Source organism: Plesiocystis pacifica SIR-1, from assembly GCF_000170895.1.
GTDB lineage: Bacteria > Myxococcota_A > Polyangia > Nannocystales > Nannocystaceae > Plesiocystis > Plesiocystis pacifica.
In genome coordinates, this window is record NZ_ABCS01000052.1 from 25206 (window position 1) to 45502 (window position 20297).

19 protein-coding genes are annotated in these 20297 nt (G+C 69.7%); 5 read left to right on the forward strand and 14 right to left on the reverse strand.

Features of this window, described 5'->3' with window-relative positions; translation table 11 throughout:
• Window positions 1-14: 14 nt before the first annotated feature.
• A complete protein-coding gene (locus PPSIR1_RS23985) occupies window positions 15-734 on the reverse strand; it encodes a hypothetical protein (protein WP_157595910.1) in 720 nt (239 codons plus the stop codon).
• A 383-nt stretch (window positions 735-1117) separates the two neighbouring features.
• On the opposite strand from PPSIR1_RS23985, the gene PPSIR1_RS23990 reads away from it, so the two are divergent.
• Window positions 1118-1984 carry a patatin-like phospholipase family protein gene (locus PPSIR1_RS23990; protein WP_006973758.1) on the forward strand — a complete coding sequence of 289 codons (867 nt, stop codon included), beginning with the start codon at window positions 1118-1120 and terminating at the stop codon, window positions 1982-1984.
• Window positions 1985-1998: 14 nt separating this feature from the next.
• Window positions 1999-2505, forward strand: a complete 507-nt coding sequence (locus PPSIR1_RS23995; protein ID WP_006973759.1) for a hypothetical protein — start codon at window positions 1999-2001, stop codon at window positions 2503-2505.
• Here PPSIR1_RS23995 and PPSIR1_RS24000 read toward each other — a convergent pair.
• From PPSIR1_RS24000 to PPSIR1_RS24050, 10 genes are all read right to left on the reverse strand, one after another.
• A complete protein-coding gene (locus tag PPSIR1_RS24000) occupies window positions 2495-3508 on the reverse strand; it encodes a serine/threonine-protein kinase (RefSeq protein WP_006973760.1) in 1014 nt (337 codons plus the stop codon). The two genes, PPSIR1_RS23995 and PPSIR1_RS24000, sit on opposite strands and share 11 nt — an antisense overlap.
• A 390-nt stretch (window positions 3509-3898) precedes the next feature.
• Window positions 3899-5233: a trypsin-like serine protease gene (locus tag PPSIR1_RS24005; RefSeq protein WP_006973761.1), complete on the reverse strand. Its 1335-nt coding sequence runs from the start codon at window positions 5231-5233 to the stop codon at window positions 3899-3901.
• 107 nt (window positions 5234-5340) lie between these two features.
• On the reverse strand, window positions 5341-6447 hold the full coding sequence (locus PPSIR1_RS24010; RefSeq protein ID WP_006973762.1) for a hypothetical protein: 1107 nt from the start codon (window positions 6445-6447) through the stop codon (window positions 5341-5343).
• Window positions 6444-6869, reverse strand: a complete 426-nt coding sequence (locus tag PPSIR1_RS48235) for a tetratricopeptide repeat protein (protein WP_157595912.1) — start codon at window positions 6867-6869, stop codon at window positions 6444-6446. The genes PPSIR1_RS24010 and PPSIR1_RS48235 overlap by 4 nt, the downstream gene beginning before the upstream one ends.
• Before the next feature lie 409 nt (window positions 6870-7278).
• Window positions 7279-7884 carry an RNA polymerase sigma factor gene (locus PPSIR1_RS24020; protein WP_006973764.1) on the reverse strand — a complete coding sequence of 202 codons (606 nt, stop codon included), beginning with the start codon at window positions 7882-7884 and terminating at the stop codon, window positions 7279-7281.
• A gap of 3 nt (window positions 7885-7887) precedes the next feature.
• Window positions 7888-8190 carry a hypothetical protein gene (locus PPSIR1_RS24025; protein ID WP_157595913.1) on the reverse strand — a complete coding sequence of 101 codons (303 nt, stop codon included), beginning with the start codon at window positions 8188-8190 and terminating at the stop codon, window positions 7888-7890.
• Between the two features lie 223 nt (window positions 8191-8413).
• Window positions 8414-8986, reverse strand: coding sequence for an ExbD/TolR family protein (locus PPSIR1_RS24035; protein WP_006973766.1), 573 nt, complete (start codon window positions 8984-8986; stop codon window positions 8414-8416).
• A gap of 131 nt (window positions 8987-9117) precedes the next feature.
• Entirely contained in the window at window positions 9118-9441 is a 324-nt protein-coding gene (locus PPSIR1_RS24040) for a hypothetical protein (protein ID WP_045116642.1), read from the reverse strand.
• 32 nt (window positions 9442-9473) lie between these two features.
• Window positions 9474-11105: a peptide MFS transporter gene (locus PPSIR1_RS24045; RefSeq protein ID WP_006973769.1), complete on the reverse strand. Its 1632-nt coding sequence runs from the start codon at window positions 11103-11105 to the stop codon at window positions 9474-9476.
• 240 nt (window positions 11106-11345) lie between these two features.
• Window positions 11346-12092, reverse strand: coding sequence for a response regulator transcription factor (locus PPSIR1_RS24050; protein WP_198154599.1), 747 nt, complete (start codon window positions 12090-12092; stop codon window positions 11346-11348).
• A 283-nt stretch (window positions 12093-12375) separates the two neighbouring features.
• Between PPSIR1_RS24050 and PPSIR1_RS24055 the strand changes: the two genes are divergently transcribed.
• Window positions 12376-12996, forward strand: coding sequence for a hypothetical protein (locus PPSIR1_RS24055; protein ID WP_006973771.1), 621 nt, complete (start codon window positions 12376-12378; stop codon window positions 12994-12996).
• Between the two features lie 32 nt (window positions 12997-13028).
• On the opposite strand, the gene PPSIR1_RS24060 is transcribed toward PPSIR1_RS24055, so the two are convergent.
• From PPSIR1_RS24060 to PPSIR1_RS24070, 3 genes are all read right to left on the reverse strand, one after another.
• Window positions 13029-13820: a hypothetical protein gene (locus tag PPSIR1_RS24060; RefSeq protein WP_157595914.1), complete on the reverse strand. Its 792-nt coding sequence runs from the start codon at window positions 13818-13820 to the stop codon at window positions 13029-13031.
• A gap of 98 nt (window positions 13821-13918) precedes the next feature.
• Entirely contained in the window at window positions 13919-15907 is a 1989-nt protein-coding gene (locus tag PPSIR1_RS24065) for a D-alanyl-D-alanine carboxypeptidase/D-alanyl-D-alanine-endopeptidase (protein ID WP_006973773.1), read from the reverse strand.
• A 506-nt stretch (window positions 15908-16413) separates the two neighbouring features.
• Entirely contained in the window at window positions 16414-17520 is a 1107-nt protein-coding gene (locus tag PPSIR1_RS24070; protein ID WP_006973774.1) for a hypothetical protein, read from the reverse strand.
• A gap of 166 nt (window positions 17521-17686) precedes the next feature.
• Here PPSIR1_RS24070 and PPSIR1_RS24075 point away from each other — a divergent pair, with 166 nt between their 5' ends.
• Both PPSIR1_RS24075 and PPSIR1_RS24080 read left to right on the forward strand, forming a co-directional pair.
• Window positions 17687-18844 (forward strand): hypothetical protein, encoded by a 1158-nt coding sequence (locus tag PPSIR1_RS24075; protein ID WP_006973775.1) that lies wholly within the window; start codon window positions 17687-17689, stop codon window positions 18842-18844.
• Window positions 18845-18901: 57 nt separating this feature from the next.
• Window positions 18902-20233 (forward strand): GDSL-type esterase/lipase family protein, encoded by a 1332-nt coding sequence (locus PPSIR1_RS24080; RefSeq protein ID WP_157595915.1) that lies wholly within the window; start codon window positions 18902-18904, stop codon window positions 20231-20233.
• The last annotated feature ends 64 nt before the right edge of the window (window positions 20234-20297 follow it).

Genomic DNA, 20297 nt, shown 5'->3' on the forward strand with positions numbered 1-20297 from the left:
GAGAAAGACTGGCCTCAGACCGAGGCGCTGGCCAGGCGGCGCTCGAGCTCTTCGCAGCAGCTGCGGATGTGCGCCAGCTGCTCGCGCAGCTCGGCCACGCGCTCGGGCTCCATCTCGCCGGCCGCCTCGACGTCGCCGAAGAAGTCGTCGGTCGCGTCGGCGCACTTGCGCATGCGGTTGAGGCTCTTGACGAAGCGAGGCAGGCGAGGGCGACCGCCCCGGGCGCGGCGGCGCGGCTGACCCGAGCGGATCGCCACGGTCTCGCGCTCGAGCTCGGCCACGGTCCAGCGCTCCTTGGCGGCCCGGTCGAGGAGCTCGCGCTGCGCCTCGCGGGGCAGGCCGAGGACCAGGCGCATGTGGCTGATGCCCAGGCCCTTGCCGGACCACGCCTGCACGCCACCGAGGGCCTCGCTGAGCTCGTAGAGGGCGATCGAGCGGTACAGCGCCGAGCTGCTCAAGGGAAGGTCCGAGCGCCGCGAGAGCTCGCGCAGGGAGTGGGCCTTGGGCCCGCGGCTGCGCCACGCGTGCAGGTCACCGGCGTAGAGCTCCTCGATGACGAGGCGGCCGATCTCGATGGCATGCTCGACGCTGGCGTCCTTGGCCAGGGTGCCGAGCCGGCCGACGAGATCGTCGATGGGCTCCCCCGTGTCCGAGTGGGCCCGCACCTCGACTTCCTTGGCGACGGCGCGATGGTCCGGCTCGAAGGAGAAGTGGACCGGGGGAAGGGTCGTCATCTCGACCTGGCGAATGGTGGGTTCCTGCATCGTATGTACTCCCGAGACCTGCCCGCCCATGAGTGGCTCGGCGGGGCGCGGACGGCATCGCCAGCGCGCATTGGATTAGTGACTCCCACACCAAGGACCATTAGATTGACGCGAACTTTTTTGTCGATCACCCAAGCGCAGGCTCCTCGACACCCTCAGATCGGCGATACACGGCGTTCGAGCCCCATTCAGAACCACCGTGCCCCAGCCCGACACTCGAATGTCACGCCCGCGGAATCAGTGGGGCATAGCACCCCACTTCGCGAGCCAACCGTAGAGTGGGGCTCGCGAACACCACCGCGAGATCATTGGGGTAGTGCTCTCGCAGCGGTCGGACTAGGCTGGGTTGGACCATGGCCGACGCAGGGAGCCTGTCGATCGTGCTCGCCGGGGGTGGCGTCCGGACCTTCTGGTCCATGGGGGTCCTGCACACCCTGCAAAACACCCTGCCCCCCGCGGACCACTTCGCGGGCGTGAGCGCGGGCGCGGCCATGGCCATGGTTCAGGTCTCGGGCAGGGTCTTGCTCGCCCGCGAGCACTTCATCGAGGCCACGGCCCGCAACCGCAGCAACTTCGAACCCCGGCAGCTGCTCGCGGGCAAGACCCCCTTCCCCCACGCCGAGATGATGCGCGCGGCGCTGCGCTTCGTGTTCGCCGACGGGGGCTTTCGCCGGGTCCGCACGGGGCCGCCGATCCACATCCTCGCGTCCTACCTCGGCCCCCGCCAGCCCCCCGTGCGCACCAGCTTGGCCGCGCTGCGGGCCTTCGAGCAGCGCGCCCGCCTCGGCGAGCTGCACGGCCCGCGCACGCCGACGGCGGGGCTCGGCATCCAGGTGATGAACTCGCGCTCGGCCATGGACCCCGAGCAGCTGATCGACTGGGTCGAGCGCTCGTCCTCGACGCCGCCGGTGACCCCCGTGCCGCGCCAGGCAGGACGCCGCTACCTCGACGGCGCGCTCATCGACAACGTCCCGATCCGAGCCTTGCCCAGCGCGGCCCGAGCAGGACGCGTCCTCGCCTTGTTGTGCCGACCGCAGTCCGTGTCGCCCCACCCAATCCCGACCGCCGAGGGCGGCTCGGTGCTCTACCTCGCCCCGCGCGAGGAGCCGGCCGTGAGCATGTGGGACTTCACCTCCCCCGAGGGCCTGCGCGCGACCTGGGACCAGGGCGTCCGCGACGGCGAGGCGCTGCGCGAGCGAGTGCTCGACCTGCTGCGCTGAGCTAAGCTCGGCGTGTGGCCGACGGCATGATCCCCGTGTTGATCGCCCTCGAGGCCCAGCTGCCCGCGCTGCTCGAGGACCTCGACGCCTGGCAGACCCTGGACATCACCTACCACCCGCCCCACGTCGAGCGCCTGTGGATGCAGCGCCCCGAGGGCCGGGTGTTCCTCCACCGCATCGAGGCCTGCGAGCCGGGCGAGGCCCTGTTTCACCCCCACGACTGGCCGAGCGCCATGAAGATCCTCGCCGGCCGCTACGAGCACGGCGTCGGGGCGGCCATCGACGGCGAGGTCCAGACCCTGAGCGTCGCGCGGCTGAGCGCCGGGACCTACTACGAGATGACCAACCCGCGCACCTACCACTGGGTGCGCCCCCTCGAAGAGGTCCATACCCTCATGCTCGCCGGCCCGCTCTACGCCGAGCGCCCTCGCTTTCCCAAGCCCGACGCGCGCCAAGGCCCGCTGACGCCGGAGCGCAAGCGGGCCCTCGCCGAACGCTTTGGTGCTTTGCTCAGCTCTTGAGCACCTCGAGCATGGTGTCGCGCATGCTCTTGGCGTCCTCGAAGCGATCGTCGGGGTCCTTGGAGGTCGCCTTGGCGATGACCACGTCGAGGCCGTGGACGACGGTCGCCGGCAGCTCGTCGGGCAAGTAGTTGCTCGGCGGCGCGAAGCCCTGGCTGCGCTGGGCGTGGAGCAGGGCGTGGAAGGGCCCGCCGAGCAGCTGCTCGAAGGGGTGGCGGTTGGTCAGCGCCTCGTAGAGGCTCATGCCGGCGGCGTAGATGTCCGCGCGGTGGTCGACCTCGCGGCCGTGCTCGGTCTGCTCGGGCGCGATGTAGCGGGGGTCGCCGACCAGGTGCCTTTCGACCTTGGTCCCGGCCGTGCTCAGGTCCAGGGCCACCCCGAAGTCGAGGAGCTTGCTGGTCACGAAGCGGGTGTTCGGGTCCCGGGTCACGAACATGTTCTCGGGCTTGACGTCGCGGTGGACCACCCGGCAGTCGTGGCTGTACTGCAGCGCCGAGAGGATCTGCCGGAACACGTCGGCGATCATGCGCAGGGGCATGTGCGTGCCTCGCTGCTTGGCCCGGCGCATCAGCGTGCCCAGGTCGCGGCCGGGCAGGAACTCCATCACGAACCAGGAGATGCCCTGGCCGGGGACGCCGACCAGGTCGTAGACCCGCGCGATCGAGGGGTGGCAAAAGCGGGCGCCCCACACCGCCTCGTAGCGGAAGCGCTCGCGCTCGCTCTCGGGCACGTCCGGCTTCATCACCTTCAGGGCCACGGCGCGCTCGAGCACCGGATCCCAGGCCTTGTAGACCCAGCCCATGCCGCCCTCGCCGATGCAGCCCTCGACGCGGTACTGCTTGGTGTGGGCCAGCATGGTCCCCGCGACCAGGCGATCGTCCTTGGGCTCGATCAACCACGAGGGCGTCACCGGGCGCGCCTGCTCGGCCCGCCGGGCGAGCGGGACGGGCTGACGCGCGAGCTCGGGGCGACGCAGGAGCGACTCCGGGATGACCGGTTCCATGCGCCCAACTTAGGGTCGGCGATCGATCCCGGCGAATAAGTAGCGAAATTGCGGTTCAGGGCGCTTCGGTGGATCACGAAGAGAGCGTGGGTGTTCAGTGCCCACGCCCTCCCTGCCCCACGTCCACGACTCAGAGGGTCGGCCAAAACGAGTTTGGCCAACCCTCTGTCTGCTTTAGCCGTCGTGGACGACGCCACGCCCTCCCTGCCCCACGTCCACGACTCAGGGACTGTGAAGTTTTCACAGTCCCTGTCCATTTTAGCCGTCGTGGACGACGCCACGCCCTCCCTGCCCCACGTCCACGACTCAGGGACTGTGAAGTTTTCACAGTCCCTGTCCATTTTAGCCGTCGTGGACGACGCCACGCCCTCCCTGCCCCACGTCCACGACTCAGCTCGTGCGCCGGCGCCAGCCGCCGAGGGCGACCAAGAGCATCAGGCCCAAGACCCCCGTGCCCTCGTCCGATGACGTGCAGCCGCAGCCTTCGCCCCCGTCGAGCCCGGGTCCGTCGCCGGTGCCCCCGTTCTCGTCGCCGCCGGCCGGCTCGCCCACGCCGATCCACACCGGCGCGCTCTCGGTGACGTTGCCCGAGTAGTCTTCGGCCACGGCGACCAGCTCGTAGCTCCCGGCCGGGAAGCTGGCCCCCGCGAACAGCCAGGGCTCGTGCTCGTCGACGGCCGCCTCGGCGCCGTCGATCAGCAGGGTGACCGAGGCGACGCCGTGGCCCTCGTCGGACGCGTCGACCTCGATGTCGATCGACTCGTCCAGCTCGAACTCCGCGCCGCTCGCTGGCGACACGATCGCGACCACCGGCGCGACCGAGTCGGGCTCGGAGTCGAAGCTCGGCCCGCAGGTCGACGAGGGCGCAGACAGCTCGTCCGGGCACCACTCGGGCCAGGCCGACTGGACCACCCAGGGGTCCATGGCGAATTTCTGGCAGGCAGGCGTCGGAGCCCAGGTCCCGTCGACGTCGTGGCAGGGCGTCACGTCGACGCCGGAGACCTCCTCGATCCACGGGACGGCCCCGTGCAGCAGCGCGTAGACGTCGGGGCCCGCACCGCAAGGCTGAGGCCCGCCCGAGACGATGCCAAAGGTCCGCCACGACCCGTCGGGGTACTGGACGAAGGCGGGTCCGCCCGAGTCTCCCTGGCAGGCCGCGTTGCCCACCGCGCCGACGACCACCCGATTGTCGGCCTCGCTGACTGCCTGGATGACGCTCTCCCCGTAGCGCTTGTGACCGGCCCCATCGCCCGGCTCGTTGTTGCCAAAGCCGACCATGACCGCGGGCCGGCCCGCGGAGATGATCTCGGTCTCGCAGCCGTAGACGGGCGGCGTCAGCGGGACATCGTAGACCGGCCCCGTCAGCTTGCAGAACGCATAGTCGCTCCCGTTGACGCCGTTGTTCTCCCAATAGCGATAGTCGGGGTTGACCTCGCAGTACTCGACGCCGACCTGGCGCTTGGGCTGAATGGCGTGTTCGCCGAAGGTGACCTGGTTCGGGACCGCCAGCGGCCCCTCGGGGTCGACCTCCCAGTTCTTCAAGCAGTGCGCCGCCGTCGAGATGATCTCGGGGTGGATGAGCGTCCCCGTGCACGCTCCCGCGCTCGACGACAAGTGAACCGTGGTCGGCCACTGACACGGCTCCGTCTGTGCGCCGTTGGCGATGAGCGGCTCGCCCGGCGGCGGCGCGTCCACGACGGGATCGCCCGCGTGGGCGACCGCCACACCTCCGAACAGCGAAAGACACACGATTCCCTGACAGACGCGCTTGGACCGCGTCCGGTATTCCCAACTGTGATGCATGGATGTTCTCTCTCTTCGCTACTTGGTTCTCATCGCGCCCAACCGACCTCCACGGTTCCGCCGGGGGCCACGGCGTAGGGCCGGACCTCCTCTCCCGCGTTGGTCGTCAAATGAAATCCATCGACCCGCACGGCCACGTCGGCGAGCAGCGCGACGCGAACACGGTCGCGCCCTCGGCCCAGCGAGAACACCGGCCCGGCGCGCACGCCCACGGCGCCCACGGCCTCGACGCGATCGTCGACGGGGCCGCTGGGTCGAACCCGAAGCACGTCGACGCCCCCTCCGAGCTCCGCCGCGACGGCGACGTGGGGCGTGAGGGTCGGGGTTGCGCCCGCCCACCCGCGAAGGGTGCCGCCCAGCATGTCGACCTCGACGGCGTCGAAGGCCACGCTCGGCGGGCGCAAGACTCCCCCCGAGAACGCCCCGCCCCATCGCCAGCCCGAGCTGCTGCGAAGCGAAGCGCTCACGGTCACGGCCTGCGCGGGGCCGTAGCCCGGAGCGAAGGCCTGCAGCCCATAGCCCGCGCCCAGGCTCGAGCGCGGCCGCAGCGGGCGTTTGGGATCCGCGTCGGTCGCCTCGTCGACCGCTCGAGGGGGCTCGAGAAAGATCGGCGCCACTTCGGTCTCGGGTGCGGGTTCGGTCTCGGGTTCGGTCTCAGTCTCAGTCTCAGTCTCGGGCTCGGGCTCGGGCGCCCCGAAGGCCTCTCGCGCCTCGGCGGGTGCGATCCCGATCGTCCCGCCCGCCAACAACGCGTCGACGCTGCCCGAGACGATCAGCGAGATCTGCTCGAGCGCGACGATGTCGATCTCCGTGGCTCCGAGCCGACGCCCGAGCACGTGGGACCAGTCCGGCTCGATCACGAACACCTTGGGGTCGTCCTCGAGCAAGACGAACACGTGGGCGACGACGCTGGGATCGGAGCTGCGCACCGGCGTGAACACCTCGTCGAGGGAGACCGCGTCCCGACTGACGAACTCGGGCACGACGTCGATGTCGTCGAGGCGATCTTCGATCGCCCCCCGCACCTCGTCGCGCGCCGGGGACTCCCCGCCGATGTGCACGACGACCGTCGAGCGCTCTGCCGGCGCCTCGCCCATCCCCGCGAGCAGGGCGAAGACGCACGCCAGCGGGTTCACAGCAAGGCCTCCAGCCGCGCGCGAGCCTTGCCCACGTAGACCGAGCGGGGGTGGTGATCGACGACGGCCTGCCAGGCAGCGCGCTCTTTCGAAGGGTCGCCGTCGAGCGCGTGGCTCTCCGCGACCCCGACGCGGGCCTCTGGCGCGAGCACGCCCTCGGGCTGCTCGCCGAGGTAGCGCTCGAAGGCGAGGCGGGCGGCGCCCGGCCGCTCCCTCGACAGCTCGAGCTTGCCGCGGGCGACGAGCGAGAGCGCCGCCTCGCGGCTGTCTGGGAACTCGGCGACGAGACGCTCGTAGAGCGCCACCGCTTTCGCGGCCTCGCCGGAGCGTCGCGCTTGCGTCGCGCGACGCAGGAGCTCCGCTGCGCTCGCGGGGGAGAGGCCGGGGCTGGCCTTGGCCTGCGGGCTCGGCTTGGGTTTCACGTGGCGCCTCTCTTCGGTCTCGGTCGGGACCTGGGTGTTCGCAGATTCGACCTCGAGCGAGGCCTCGACTGGGGCCTCGATTGGGGGGGCCTGCGCCTCGGCTCCGAGTCCCACGACGACCTCCTCCGCGTCCCAAGACGAACCGGCGGAAGGTTCCTGCGCGGGGGTCGAGGTGGCCGCGAGCAACGAACCTGGCTCGCTCGCCTTCGCGCCCAGCACCCCCGCAGCGAAGGCGAGCGCCACGATCCCGACCTTGACCGTGGGCGTCCCCAACACCCTACGGCTCGCCCGCGCGGCCCTGCTGGCCTGTCGCTGGAACCGGGCGTGGTCCCCTGGCTGCGGACTCGCGGGGGCGTCGAAGGCCCCGCCGAGCTCGTGCAGCAACCCATCCAGCTCGCGTTCGCTGAAGTCAACCATGACCCACCCCCAACAACTCATGCAGCTCAGGCCGTTCGATGATCTTCGCCCGCAGGGCCAACTTCGCCGATCGCAGCCGCGAACGAATCGTGTTCTGCGGTGCGCCGAGCGTCTCGGCGGTCTCGGCGAGCGACAGCCCGATCACGACCCGGTGGATCAGGGCTTCGGCCTGGGCCGTCGGAATCTCGTCGAGCACCGCCAACAGAGCGTCCGCCTGACGTCGCCGCCGAACGTCCATCTCGAGCGAGCGCGCGGGCGCGGGGTCGAAGGGGGCCTCGCGCTCACGCCTGCGGCGCGCTCGCATGGCCACCCGCACGGTCGTGCGCCGGGCATAGGCCGGCAACGCCTTGCGGCTCTCGATGGTCGCCAGCGCCTTTGCGACGGCGAGCAACGAGTCTTGCACGACGTCCTCGACCTCGGCGCCGTAGCGCTCGCCGAGCACCTTGCGCGCGGTCGGCAAGATCACCGGCTGGAGCTCGGCGAGCACACGCGACAGCGCCCGCCGATCGCCCGCTCGCGCGCGGGCCCAGACCGCTTCTCGATCGTGCCTTTCGAACACCGGCCGTCCCGCCGTCGCGCTGGTCTCGACGAACTCCATTCCCTACCGCGCCGAGTGATCGTTCGCTGCCACTGGGTTGGGCTCCTCCGGGTCGGCGACCGGTACACGTCCCGTGGTCATCGTCTCTTCGTCGGGCCCATCGCCCGAGTCGCTCTCCCCGTTCACGGGCTCGGGCGCCCGCACCCGCTCCCCGCTGGGCCTGCCCGAGTTCGGCGTCCCGCCGCTCGTCCCCTCGTCGCCCGCCCCGGCCCCCTCGTCGGTCTCCGCAGCACCCGTCGCGTCGCCGCCGTCCGTGCTGCCGTCGACGTTGACGGCCGTCGAGCAGCCTCCCCCCAGCGCCAGCACCAGAGCAGTGAACGCACACACGACTACTTGCGCGCACACGCAGTGCCTTTTTTGGGTCACAGCGAACATTTCTCAACCAGTATAGAGGCCGCGACCCACCAAAACTGATCGACAGGCAAACGAAGAACAGCAACTGAGGCACAGTTGCTGTTCTTCGTTCACTCGTACTGCCCTGGGGCCGTCGAGTACCGCGGTCCGAGAGCCCCGCGGGGGGAGGGTGAGGCTAGAACCCGCCGGCTTCGACGACGGGCTCGTAGAAGTAGCAACCCTCGCGGCGCTCATCGCCGGCGGCGAAGCCTGCCATCTTGCAGTCCGTGCCGCGCAGCGCGTCCATGGTGCTGATCAACACCTGGGCCGGGATGTCGCTCTCGGCGGTGACGGTCACGCGGGTCTCGTGGGGGTAGGCCTCGATGAACTCGGCCGCCCGGGCCTCGAGGGCCGCGTAGTCGTAGCGATCGTAGTCGTCGGCGGGGGCGTTGGGTCGCTCCAGGCCGATCGACGGGCCGTCGCTCTCGGCGGCCTGCTTGCCGTCCTCGGTGCCGGCGTACTTCAAGGTGTAGCCGTCGCTGCGGATCACCACCTTGAGGTTGAGGGCCTTCTTGGGCTCCTCGGTGTTCTCGCTGTCCGAACACCCCGCTCCACACAGCTTGGGGGGTGAGACGGCCACCGAGGCCATGCTCGCCACCTCCATGGCGAGCAGCAGCGCCGGAATCAGCAAGAACATGATGTTCATGACCGGCAGGACGTTGGCCTCGCCAACTTTCGGCTCTTCGGAGAAGGTGCGGCGTCGTAGCATGCAGCCCTTCGTCAGCGACGAGGGCGTGAGGTTCCGAGCGCGGCCGAGCGAACGCGAGAGCGCCCCCGCCGAGGCGGCGGGAGCGAGGGATGGATCGAAGCAGGAGCCGATCTAGCGCGCGATGCCGCGCCCTACTCTTTTTGCTCGCCGTCTTTCTTCTCGTCGTCGCAGGCCTTGATCGCGTCGACGGTCTTGGCCGCGAGCACGCAGGCCTTTTGCTCGTCCGTGGGCGGCTCGGCCACGCAGGACTCGACGCCCGCGTCGACGGCCTTCTTCTTGTCCTCGTCGCCGAGCTCGCGGTCGCCGAGGACGACCGAGCTCATGTGCTCGGCCAGCTCGCGGCAGGACTTCTCGACGGCCGGATCGGGGCCGTCGCACGCCGCCGCGCTCAGGGCCACGAGCGGGAGGAGGAGCAGAGCCGAGAGGAAGGAGTAGCGCTTGTTGAGAGTCTTCATGACAGCCTCGCTTTGGATTCCGAGAAAGCGGGTCACTTGACCCCGTGCATCATCTTGTTGAGGAGGGGCGACATCAGGCCGAGGACGACACCGATCACGACGGTGCCGACGCCCATTTTCATGTAGATGTCGACGTAACCACCGAGGCTCTCCTGCGCGGCCTCCATGGTCTTTTGTGCGTAGTCAGCCGCGAGCATCTTGGTCTCGAGGGCGAGCATGGAGTCGATCGGGCCGACGGGGTTGAGCACGCCGTCGATCGGGCCGAGCATGGCGTCGACTGGGCCCGCGCCGCCGCCCTCCTCCGCGCCCGTCAGCGCGGCGATCGCCGCGGCCAGGTAGTTGGCGAAAGAGAAGGACAGGAACCAGGCGCCCATCACCGCGCCGGTCATGTGCTTGGGCGCGAGCTTGGTGACCATCGACAGGCCGATGGGCGACAAGAACAGCTCGCCCGTGGTGTGCAGCATGTAGGTCAGGGCGAGGAACATCAACGGGATCCGCGCCATGTCGTCGGCGAGGGTCGAGCCCAGCCACAGGACCAGGTAGCCCAGGCCCAGCTGCACCAGGCCCAGACCAAACTTGAGCGGGATGTTGGGGTTGATGTTCCGCTCCTCGAGCTTCACCCACATGATGGTGAACACCGAGCCGAACAGCAGGATGAAGGCCGGGTTGAAGAACTGCGTGGCCGAGGCGCCCAGGGTGAAGCTGCCCATGGTCCGGTCGACGTTGCGGTCGGCGAACAGGGTCAGGGAGCTGCCCGCCTGCTCGAAGCAGGCCCAGAACACCACGTTGAAGACCATCAAGATCATCAACACCAAGATCCGGTCGCGCTGGACCTTGTCGCCCTTGAAGCCCTCGACCAACAGCCCGCCCACCACGTAGACCAGCGTGCCCAGGAGCAACCAAAACAGCAGGTTCTGACCGATCAGCGGATCTTCGATCTTGGGGCCGTAGCGCAGCAGCGCGAACAACACGGGCGCGGCGAGGACGGAGCCGACGTAGACGATCGGACCCAGCTTCTTGAGCTTCTCCTTGTCCGGCGCCTCGCCGTGACCTTCGAGCATGCCCTGGCCCAAGATGAAGATCGTCAGACCCAGGATCATCCCCACGCCGGCCAGGCCAAAGCCAATGCCGAAGCCAAAGCGCTCACCCACGGGCGCGATGCCGATGACGGGCAACACCGCGAGCAGGGCGCCGAGGTTGATGCCCATATAGAAGATCGTGAAGCCCGAGTCCCGCTTGGGATCACCGTCCTTGTACAGGCGGCCGACGATGGTCGAGATGTTGGCCTTGAAAAAGCCGTTGCCGACGATGATCAAGCCCATCCCGGCGAACAGGAAGAACTCGTTGCCGCCGAGGATCATGAACTCGCCAAGAGCCATCATGATCGCGCCGAAGATGACCGCCCGGCGGTAGCCGAGCACCATGTCGGCCAGCTTGCCGCCGGCGACGGGCGCGGCGTAGACCAGCGCGGTGTAGGCCCCGTAGATCAGGAAGGCCTCTTTGTCCCCCATCAGGAGGGCCTTCGTCAGGTACAGGGTGAGCAGACCGCGCATGCCGTAGTAGCAGACGCGCTCGAACATCTCGGCCCCGAACAGGACCTTGAGCCCAGCGGGGTGGCGGTCGGACTCCGCTCCAACTTGGTTGACGTCGTTGTCTCCGGACACTCAGCTTCTCCCGAGCGCTCCGCGCCAACGCCAAACCATCGAGGGGCGGCGGGCGGACCGCGGCGGCCATGCTCGCAGTCGGGGCGACGACGCGCAATCCCGTCGCACCTGCGCACACAGAGCGCGAACGTGACCCAGGGCAGTGTGAATCGACCATCGCGGCAAAAGGCCGCGATGGTCGTACTCAGGGAGCTCAGCTGCTTGGGAACGCGATCAATCCGCGCGGTTCACAGCTGCGATTCACATCGAGCCCTGGCGCTCGACCAGGAATCGAATGAAGTCGTTTCGGGACTTGACACCGAGCTTGCCAAAGCCCGCGGCGAGGAGCTGGCGAACGCGCGAGTAGCTCACGCCCATGTCCTCGGCGATCTGCCGATCGCGATGACCTTCGCTGACGCGCTCGAGCGCCTCCGTCTGTCGCGCGGTCAAGCCGAACTCGAGCGACAAGGCACGGACCTGCTCCTTCGCCGTCCGCACCGGGCGCGAGCGCGGACCGCCCAGATCGGCGACGAGCGCCTCGGCGACGATCTTCGCGTCCTCGCCGTAGTCGCTGCTCCCACCTTCTCGGGGCTGCAACCACTCCCGCATCTCGCGGCTGCGCTCGATCGCTTTGGCTACTGCGCTGGACAATTTGCGCGCTGAGACCGGTTTGCGCAGGAACCCGGCGACACCCAATGCCGCGGCCTTGCGCGCCCACTCGACCTCTTCGTGGCCGGTCAGGACCAGCGTGACACAAGGCTGCGCCCTCGAGCGCAGCGCCTCGACGAGCTCGAGGCCGTTGCCGTCGGGGAGCTCGATGTCGACGATCGCGACGTCGAAGATGTCTTCGGGGTTGCGAGCGCGGGCGGTGGCGCTGCCGAGATCGGACGAGGACGCGACCTCGCAACCGAGCTGTTCGAGGCAGTCGGCGATGGCGTCGCCGACGGCCTGCTCGTCTTCGACCAACAGCACCCGAGGCTGCCGAGTAATCACTTTTCGCTCCTGCATCGCTGCCCCCATGACTGTCTCACCATAACCCAAAGGCCCCTACCGATGCCGATTCCAAAACTCGACTCCCCCTCCGTGGGTCGAGTTCGAGCACGCGCGGGACTGCCCCTCCCGATCGTCTTCGCGATAGGTAGGAGCGGGGCTCAGGGTGTCCCCCTTTCCAGGGCGTGAGAACTCCCCTAGGCTGATCACGGTGGCCAACGAACTCGGTGGGCGTATCGAAACCTTGAGTGGTCGAATCGAGTCGAGTCTGAGCCGACTTGCCAATCGAAAACGCTATAGTGTGATTTCGGACGAAGAGCGCCCCGCCCCGACCCAAAGCGGCGCTTGGGACCCCGCCGTCCAGGCCGAGCTCGACGAGACCCGAGCCGACCTCACCAGGGCCGAGGGCAACGTCCGGCTGCAGGCCCAGCGCTGCGCCGCCCTCGAAGATCGCGTCGCCGAGCTCGAGCTCCTGCTGACCCGCGAGACCCGGGCGCGCCAGGAGGCCGAGCTACAGGGTGCCGCGGCTGATCGAAAGGTCGAGGAGCTCCGCCAGGACTTGGAGAGCGCCCGCAAATCTAGCGGCTCAGCCAAGGCCCCGGCCTCTCTGGAGATCTCCCGGGCGTTCCAGGAGAAGCTCCTCGAGGTCGAGCAGCTGACCCGCCAACGCGACACGCTACGCCGCTCCACCGACGAATGGCGGACGCGCGCCCGCGCCCTGCAGCGCGAGCGCGACGAGCTGACGGAGAAATTCGAGCGAGCTCAGATCCAGCTCGTCGATCTCCGCGCCCGCGACGACAACAACAAAAAGCGCCTCGAAGACCTCCAGCGCCTGAGCGCGGAGCAAGCCCGCGAGCTCGAGGTCGCCGAGCGCAGGACCCAGCACCTGCGCCAGCGCCTGGGCGCGTCCATGAGCCGCTGAAGCCGCTGAGCTGGCCTCCGCAGTTCTCCCGCTCAGTTCTCGGGTACGCAGATCGCCAGGGCGCAGGTCAGGCCCGGGCAGCAGTCGTGCTCGAGGAAGATCGACAGCGTGCACTCGCCGAAGAAGGGCACGCACATGTCTTCGTCGACGGTGCAACCCGAGGTGTCGAACACGCAGCCGGCCGTGCAGCCGAGGGTCCCGGAGGTGAAGCCCAGGCCCGCGCAGGTCTGGTTGTTGAGGTTGCCGCCGTCGCACTGCTCGCCGAGGTCGATGGAGCCGTTGCCGCAGGTCTGGGCCACGGTGCAGCCGTCCTCGAAGAACTGCGAGCAGTCCTCGGCGCAGGTCAGCGAGCCGCCCGCGTAGCCAAGATCGGTGCAAGTCAGCCCGCCGAAGTTGCTGCCGTCGCAGGCCTCGGTCGCCGCGAGCTGGTTGTCGCCGCAGGTCGAGCACGCGCCGTCGAAGATCGTGCAGTCATCCCCGCAGATCAGCGTGCCGTTGTCGTGGCCGTAGTCGAGGCAGCTGAGCCCGCCAAGATCATTGCCGTCGCACTCCTCGCTGCCCTGCTTGACCCCGTCGCCGCACACCGACTCGCCGCCAGACTCGGTGGTCTCCGTGGTCGTGTCCGCGGAGTCGGACTCGCTCGTGCCGTTCTCGTCGGCGCTCTCGTCTTCGCCCACGGTGTCGCCCTCGTCGCTCCCCGTGGTCGTCGAGCTCGATCCGCCCGAACCAAAGATGGGAGTCTCTCGCCCTTGCTCGCCCGCCGAACACGCGGCGGCGGAAGCGGTAGCGACGACACAAGCCAAGATCAACGTCGTTCGGCGCACGACCGGATCGTGCAGCACTCCGGATTTCGATACAAGTTCGCGCCCGGCGGCCTTCGAGACGTCGACTCACGCCTCTTTCAGTGGCCTTCGTCCGGCGCTCAGAGGGCCGTGATTCCCGCGCTGCCGTCGACGGGCTCGCCCTCGTGGCGAAGCTCGACGGGCGCGTGGCCTGGATGCAATTGCACGGCTCCGCTCGGCCTTTCTCCGCCGCCCGCGTCCGCACCCGTGCGACCCACGGGCCGCACGTCGATGGGCTCGAGGCCGTCCAAGAGCGTGCCCCGCGTGACCTCCCAGCTGTCGATGCGCCGCAGCACCGCCATCACGATGGCGTCCTCCACCTCGCGACGCAGCGGCGCGACCAGGCCCGTGCCCTCCCAGTCTTCGCGCGCGTTGATGAGGATCGAGAACGCGACCTGCGGCTCGCCGGACTCCGCGGTGATCACCCCCGTCAACCCGCTGACGCCGTCGAGGGTCCCGGTCTTGGCCCGCACGCGCTGACCCGAGCGGAGCAGGCGACCGCCGAGGGTGCCCTTGCTGCCGGCGACGGGCAGCGCCTCGAACAGCGCCGGGCGGCCCTCGTGGGTGCGGTAGGACGAGGCCAGGACCTCGACCAGGCCCGCGGCCGAGACACGGCCAACCCTGGACAGGCCCGAGCCGTTCTCGAAGCGCAGCTGCTCGGGCGCGTTGCCGACGGCCTCCCAGTAGCCGCGCAGCACGGCGCCGCCGTTGTCCCAGCTGCCGGGCTGCCCCGTGGTCTTCCAGCCCAGCGTGCGCAGGAGCTGCTCGGCGATGAAATTGTTCGAGTAGGCCAGCAGCCCCGCGACGATCTCCGAGAGCGGAGGCGAGCGGCGCAAGGCGACGAGCTCGACGTCCGGCCCCTCGCTGCGGTGCACGCTCCGCGGCAGGCCCCCGCCGTCGTCCTGGCTGTCGAGGAGCTCGAGCACGTCGAGCTCATCGAGCTCCTCGACGACCGGCGCCCGACCCTCGCGCACGGGCAGGGCCTCGCTGTGGCTGACGTCGGCCAGAGCCCGCGCAAAGGCGCCGCCGGTGAACATGCCGGGATCGGCGACGCGCCGGCGGAAGCGGTAGCCCCGGCTCCCCCGGGGCAGGCCGCCCTCGATCTCCACCCGCGTGAAGTCGTGATGGCGCGGGCCGGGCTCGGGCCAGGCGATCGCCGAGGTCGAGACCGCGAGGCTCGCCGAGCTCGAATAGCGCGAGCGGTTGACGACGTAGGCGTGGGTGCTGTCGGGCTCGAGCCGAACGAGCGGCGTCTTCGTGCCCGAGGCCGGGTAGACCGTGATCTCGACGGTGTTGAAGTTCGCGCTCAGGGCCCCGCTGGGCGCCATGTACGAGACCCCGTCGCCGCCCGTCGAGTAGCCCGGGCCGAACTGCCGCTCGGTGAAGGCCGTGTCGTCGATGACGATGCGCTCGAGCTCGTTGACCGTGACCCGCTCGGCGACCTGGGCCGCGAGCTCGCGCAGGGCCTCGCCGTCGATGGTCGGATCCCCGCCGCCGACGAGGTAGAGCTCCGCGCCCACGCGCAGCACCCGGGTCTCGAACTCGAAGTCCTCCCCGAGCAGGTCGAGGGCCGCCGCCGAGGTCAGCACCTTGTGGTTGCTCGCCGGGTTGAGGGCTCGGTCGCCGTCGTAGTCGAACAGCACCCGCGCCGAGGACAGGTCGCGGACGTGGACGGACACCCGCGCGCGCTCGTCGACGTCGGCGATGATCGCCTCGAGCTCCTCGCGCAGCTCCTGGGCGCCGAAGGCCTTGAGCGGCGGCGCGCTGCCTCGCCGGGCCGCGTCCACGCGATCGGCGAAGGCGTCGAGGCGCGCCGCCATGCGCTCCTCGGGCGAGGGCGGACCCCGCCGCGAGCGCGCCGGGATGATCAAGTAGTCCGCCCGCCCCGCCGCGAAGGCTCCGTCGCCGTCGATCACGCTCGCGTCGAGGACCACCTCCTGACGAGCCGCCCGCTCCCAGCGGACCGCGCCCCAAGCCACGAAGGCCCCCGCCGCCAACGCGCCCGCGACGATCGCCGCGACCGCCCCACGCCGCCGTCGGCGTGTCGGCTCCAGGAGCTCGCGCTGCATCGCGCGTGTCGACCCACTCGCAGCGGACAGACTCGCTCCAGCGCTGAACTTGGACGGATCCGAGCGCACGGGACCCTGTGATCTTGCCTCGCTCAGCGCGAACGGCAAGGCCCATGGAATGTGCAGTGGTCCTCCCCGGCCAAAGCACGCAGAGCCAAGGGCCCGACCGAGGAGTTGGCTCCGAGTGCGATGCTCCCAAACCCTCGATCGGCGAGCTCGCCCCCCCGACGCCACCATCGCCTACTCGGCGACCTGCTCCCCCAACAAACTAGCCCCCCTCAGAATCCCCGAGCTCGCCAGCAAACCCAAGCGGGCAAAAGGGGCGGGTCGGCCACTCGAATCCAACACTCCCACGGTTTCCGCGCAGCTCTCGCCCCACCCAACCAACGCGCTGTCCAGCGCGGGCTGGGGGCGGGGGCCCCGTGACGGGTCCGCCCGGCACGGGGGAGGAGCGTGCAACGCCCCTCCATCCAATGAAGAGATTCCCTAGTCCGAGCAAGCTCTGACTAGGGAATCGGAACGAAGTCTTCGCAGCCAGCCTCGATGACCTCGAGGGCCTCTTGGAGCGGCTGGACCAGATCATTGCCGCAGATGTCCGCCCAGTAGGCGTTGGGCTCCGCGAACCCCAGGAACTGATGGAGCCGCTGTGCGCCCTCGGCCGACTCGCCGCAGCCCGTGTCCGGCGGACCCGAGATCACGACCACGGCGAGGCGCTCGGGGTAGCCGCCCTTGAGCTCCACGAAGGTGTCCCAGTAGGTCTGCACCGGCGTCGGCGGACCGGGCATGAAGGGATCGAGGACGTTCCACATCTCGGGCACGTTGATCACCGACTGGTCGTCCTCGTCGGTCAGGATCACGATCACGAGCAGGGCGTCCTCGCGGAGGAAGCCGTCGTTGTAGGCCTCGGCGTCCTGGATCCTATCGATGAGCCCGGCACGGGCCGCCTCGAGGGGCATCTCGCGGAAGTCCTGGCCCTCCATGGACGCGATGCAGGTGAACTCGGCGGACACCTGGTTGACGGGGCCGGTGGTGATCCAGCGCCCCTCGGGCTCGTCGGCGGCGCAGCTGAGTCGGTCCTCTTGATGCTGCAAGCGGCCGCGGTGCCCGTCGGCGCACAGCAGACCAAAGATGCACATGTCCGGGCCGGCCATCTCCGCCGAGACCACGCCGACGTGGTAGTCGATGCCCTTGTCGATCACGAGCTGCTGATCGATGGTCTCCATGAACGAGGGGAAGGCCGCGGTCAGCGTGTCCTGCTCGTCGTTCATCGACGCGGAGTCGTCGATGACGAACAGCAGGTCGACCTTCTGGCAGCCCTCTTCGCCGCCGGCCTCGGCGTTGCCGTCCTGGCCCGACTCCTCTTGGTTGAAGACGTCGAGGAGCGGGCCGCCGGTCGAAGTGGACTCCTCCTCGTCTTCGCCCTGGTCGCCCTGGTCGCCCTGGTCGCCCTGATCCCCTTGGTCGCCCTGATCTCCCTGGTCTCCCTGGTCTCCCTGGTCACCACCCTGCTCTCCCTGGTCGTCGGCGGCATCCCCGCCAACCTCCCCGGCCTCATCGGCGGACGAGAAGATCGAGCCCCCGTCGCCATCGCCGTTGCAGGCGAAAAGACCCAAGCCGAGCAGTGAAAATCCAATAAAACGCCTAGTCCCGACCTTCAGCATATCCACAGCAATTATCACAAATCTGACACTCGAGGCAGCGATTCGCCCCACCCCGAGGTGAGCCATCCCCGCGTCCCCACGCAGGCTCCATGGCGCTCCCCACAGCGCAGGCCGTACGATGATCGACCACCCTGCGATGCTCTACGCGACCATCACCCTCGATCTCCCGAGCCACCCCGCCCTGCGCGAGCCCAGCGTGCTCGAGTGGCTCGCGCAGCTCATCGGCCGGCGCCCTTCCCTCGAGACCGGCGAGGAGGTGACCACCATCGACGGCGTGCTCGTGTTTCGCCGGGTCATCGAAGCCCTGTCGAAGCTCGCGCTCGAGGACGTGCTGTCGATCCGCGTCGACGGCGAGGTCGCCTTCGTCGATCTCACCGAAGACTCCGGCGACCTGCCCGCGGCGATCCGCGAGCTCGAGACGCGCGGACTGCTCGGGCGCGGGGTCAAGGACATGACGCTGATCCTCTCGGAGCTCCGCGACGGGCTGCGCGTGATCGCCGAGGTCGAGCTCCGCCGGCGCGTCGCAGCCGGGACGCCCGAGCTGCGCCTAAGGCTCCACGCCCGCATCGACTCCATGCTCCCGCGGGTGGGCGAGTCCCCGCGCACCTTCGCCGAGCGCCTGCGCGAGCTCGCCCGGGACGGCGGCGAGCTCCAGCGGGCCTACGCGCGCTTCGAGAACCTGGCCGAGCGCAGCGCGGACGCCCTCCAGCAGACCCTCAAAGGCGTCGCCAAGAGCACCGCCCGCGGCTCCGTCGCCCTGCGCATCTACCGACCCGGACCCGTGGAGATCGCGCGTATGCGCCGGCTGAGCTGGGGACCCGCGGTCGAGCGACCCCGGTACCACGCCGTGCCCCGTCGGCCCGACCTCGGCGAGAACGCCGGCGCCTTCGAGCGCCACTACTACGACCCCTACTTCAACTTCGCGTGCTGGGTCACCCTGGGTGAGCTCGTCGAGGGTCGGGGCTGGCGCGGCCTCGAGTATGCCGTGGACGAGGCCGACGGAGGGCTGGCCTTCACCCACGAGAACGCCCTGGGTCAGCGGGCCTGGGCCGGCGAGTACGAGGGGCTCGGGCCCGACGAGGCGCCCCTGCGCCTCGACGGGGACGCCCTCGTGATCCACTCCAGCGTCGCCAAGGAAGCGCGCGAGTCCCTCGAGCGCGCCCGGGCCATCGACCCCCGAGACGTCACCGGCTACGGCGGGGACGACCGCGGGGGGACCTTCGCCGCCCAGGGCGAAGGCGACGCGGGCACCGGCGAGGGCAGCTGTGGGAGCTGACGAAAGGTTGACAGCTCCCGACGAGTGGGTGATTTCCGGGCGATGATGCGATCGCGCGTGGCCCTCGTCCTCGCCGCCGCCCTCGCGGCGTGCTCGCCCGCCAAGGACGACCCCGGCTCGGCGCCGGAGGCCGCTCCCCCCGTCGCGTCCGCCGAGCCCGAAGCGGAGCCCGAGCCCGTCCAAGCCGAGCCCGAGCCCGAGCCCGAGCCGGCCAAGCCCGCGTACGTCCCCCGCGAAGGCGACGTCCTCACCCCCCACCAGGCCATCGAGTTCCCCGAGGCCCTCGCCCCCTTCCTCGACGCCCTGGCCGCCGTCGACGAGGGTGAGCAGCGTCTGGTCCGCGTCGTGCACATGGGCGCGTCGATGATCGGCGCCGACGACCTGCCCAGCGTGCTGCGCGAGCGCTTCCAGACCCGCTTCGGCGACGGCGGGGCCGGCCTCGTGCTCATGGACCGGTACATGAACAACTACATGCACCGGTGGGTGAAGCTCGAGGCCGAGGGCTGGGAGCACTGTTACATCGCCTACAAGTGCCTGTCCGACGGCCACTACGGCCTGGGCGGCACGGCCTTTTGGTCGGGCAGCGGCGCGACCACGACGATCCGCACCCGCAAGCACGAGCTCGGCGACGAGGTCTCGCGCTTCGAGCTGTGGTACCTCGCGCGCCCCGGAGGCGGGCGCGTGGAGCTGCGCGTGGACGAGGGCGAGCCCGTCATCGTCGACACCCGCGCCGAGGCCATGGAGGATCGCTGGCACGCCATCGACGTCGAGCAGGGCGCCCACTCGATCCGCGTGCGCACCGTCGGCCACGGCAACAGCCGGGCCTACGGCGTGCTCCTCGAGACCGACGGCCCCGGCGTGGTCTGGGACCAGTTCAGCAAGCTAGGCGTATTCACCAAGCGCGTGCTCGAGTGGGACGCCGCGCACCTCGCCGGGCAGATCCGCCACCGCGACCCCGACCTCATCGTGTTCACCTACGGCGGCAACGACCTGCGCCGCGTCGCCAACGGCAAGCTCACCCAGGCGCAGTACGTCGAGGAGTACGGGGCCGTGGTCGCGCACATGCGCCAGGGCAAGCCCGAGGCCGCGTGCCTGATCACCTCGATCACCGACCGCGGCAAGTCGCTCAACTTCGACATCACCCCCGAGCACGTCGAGACCATCGTCGCCGGCCAGCGCGAGGTCGCTCGCCAGGCCGGGTGCGCCTTCTTCGACACCTACACCGCCATGGGCGGCGGCGGGAGCCTCAAGGAGTGGAAGAAGCGGAGCCCCCCGCTCGCGGCACCGGATCTCAAGCACCTCAACCACCGCGGGCGCGTGCTGCTGGGCGGCTGGATCTATGACGCCGTGATCGCGGCCTACGTCGAGCGGCGCGAGGCGACGGGATGAGCTGAGAGATCTCCCTCGGTCGTGGCCGCCTTGACCCGGCCCGAAGCCACACCTTAAGGTCCCC

Coding starts and splice junctions, on each gene's coding strand:
- PPSIR1_RS23985 (WP_157595910.1), bottom strand. CDS start 734: ATGACGACCCTTCCCCCGGTCCACTTCTCCTTCGAGCCGGACCATCGC.
- PPSIR1_RS23990 (WP_006973758.1), top strand. CDS start 1,118: ATGGCCGACGCAGGGAGCCTGTCGATCGTGCTCGCCGGGGGTGGCGTC.
- PPSIR1_RS24000 (WP_006973760.1), bottom strand. CDS start 3,508: ATGGAACCGGTCATCCCGGAGTCGCTCCTGCGTCGCCCCGAGCTCGCG.
- PPSIR1_RS24020 (WP_006973764.1), bottom strand. CDS start 7,884: ATGGAGTTCGTCGAGACCAGCGCGACGGCGGGACGGCCGGTGTTCGAA.
- PPSIR1_RS24035 (WP_006973766.1), bottom strand. CDS start 8,986: ATGCTACGACGCCGCACCTTCTCCGAAGAGCCGAAAGTTGGCGAGGCC.
- PPSIR1_RS24040 (WP_045116642.1), bottom strand. CDS start 9,441: ATGAAGACTCTCAACAAGCGCTACTCCTTCCTCTCGGCTCTGCTCCTC.
- PPSIR1_RS24050 (WP_198154599.1), bottom strand. CDS start 12,092: ATGCAGGAGCGAAAAGTGATTACTCGGCAGCCTCGGGTGCTGTTGGTC.
- PPSIR1_RS24065 (WP_006973773.1), bottom strand. CDS start 15,907: ATGCAGCGCGAGCTCCTGGAGCCGACACGCCGACGGCGGCGTGGGGCG.
- PPSIR1_RS24075 (WP_006973775.1), top strand. CDS start 17,687: ATGATCGACCACCCTGCGATGCTCTACGCGACCATCACCCTCGATCTC.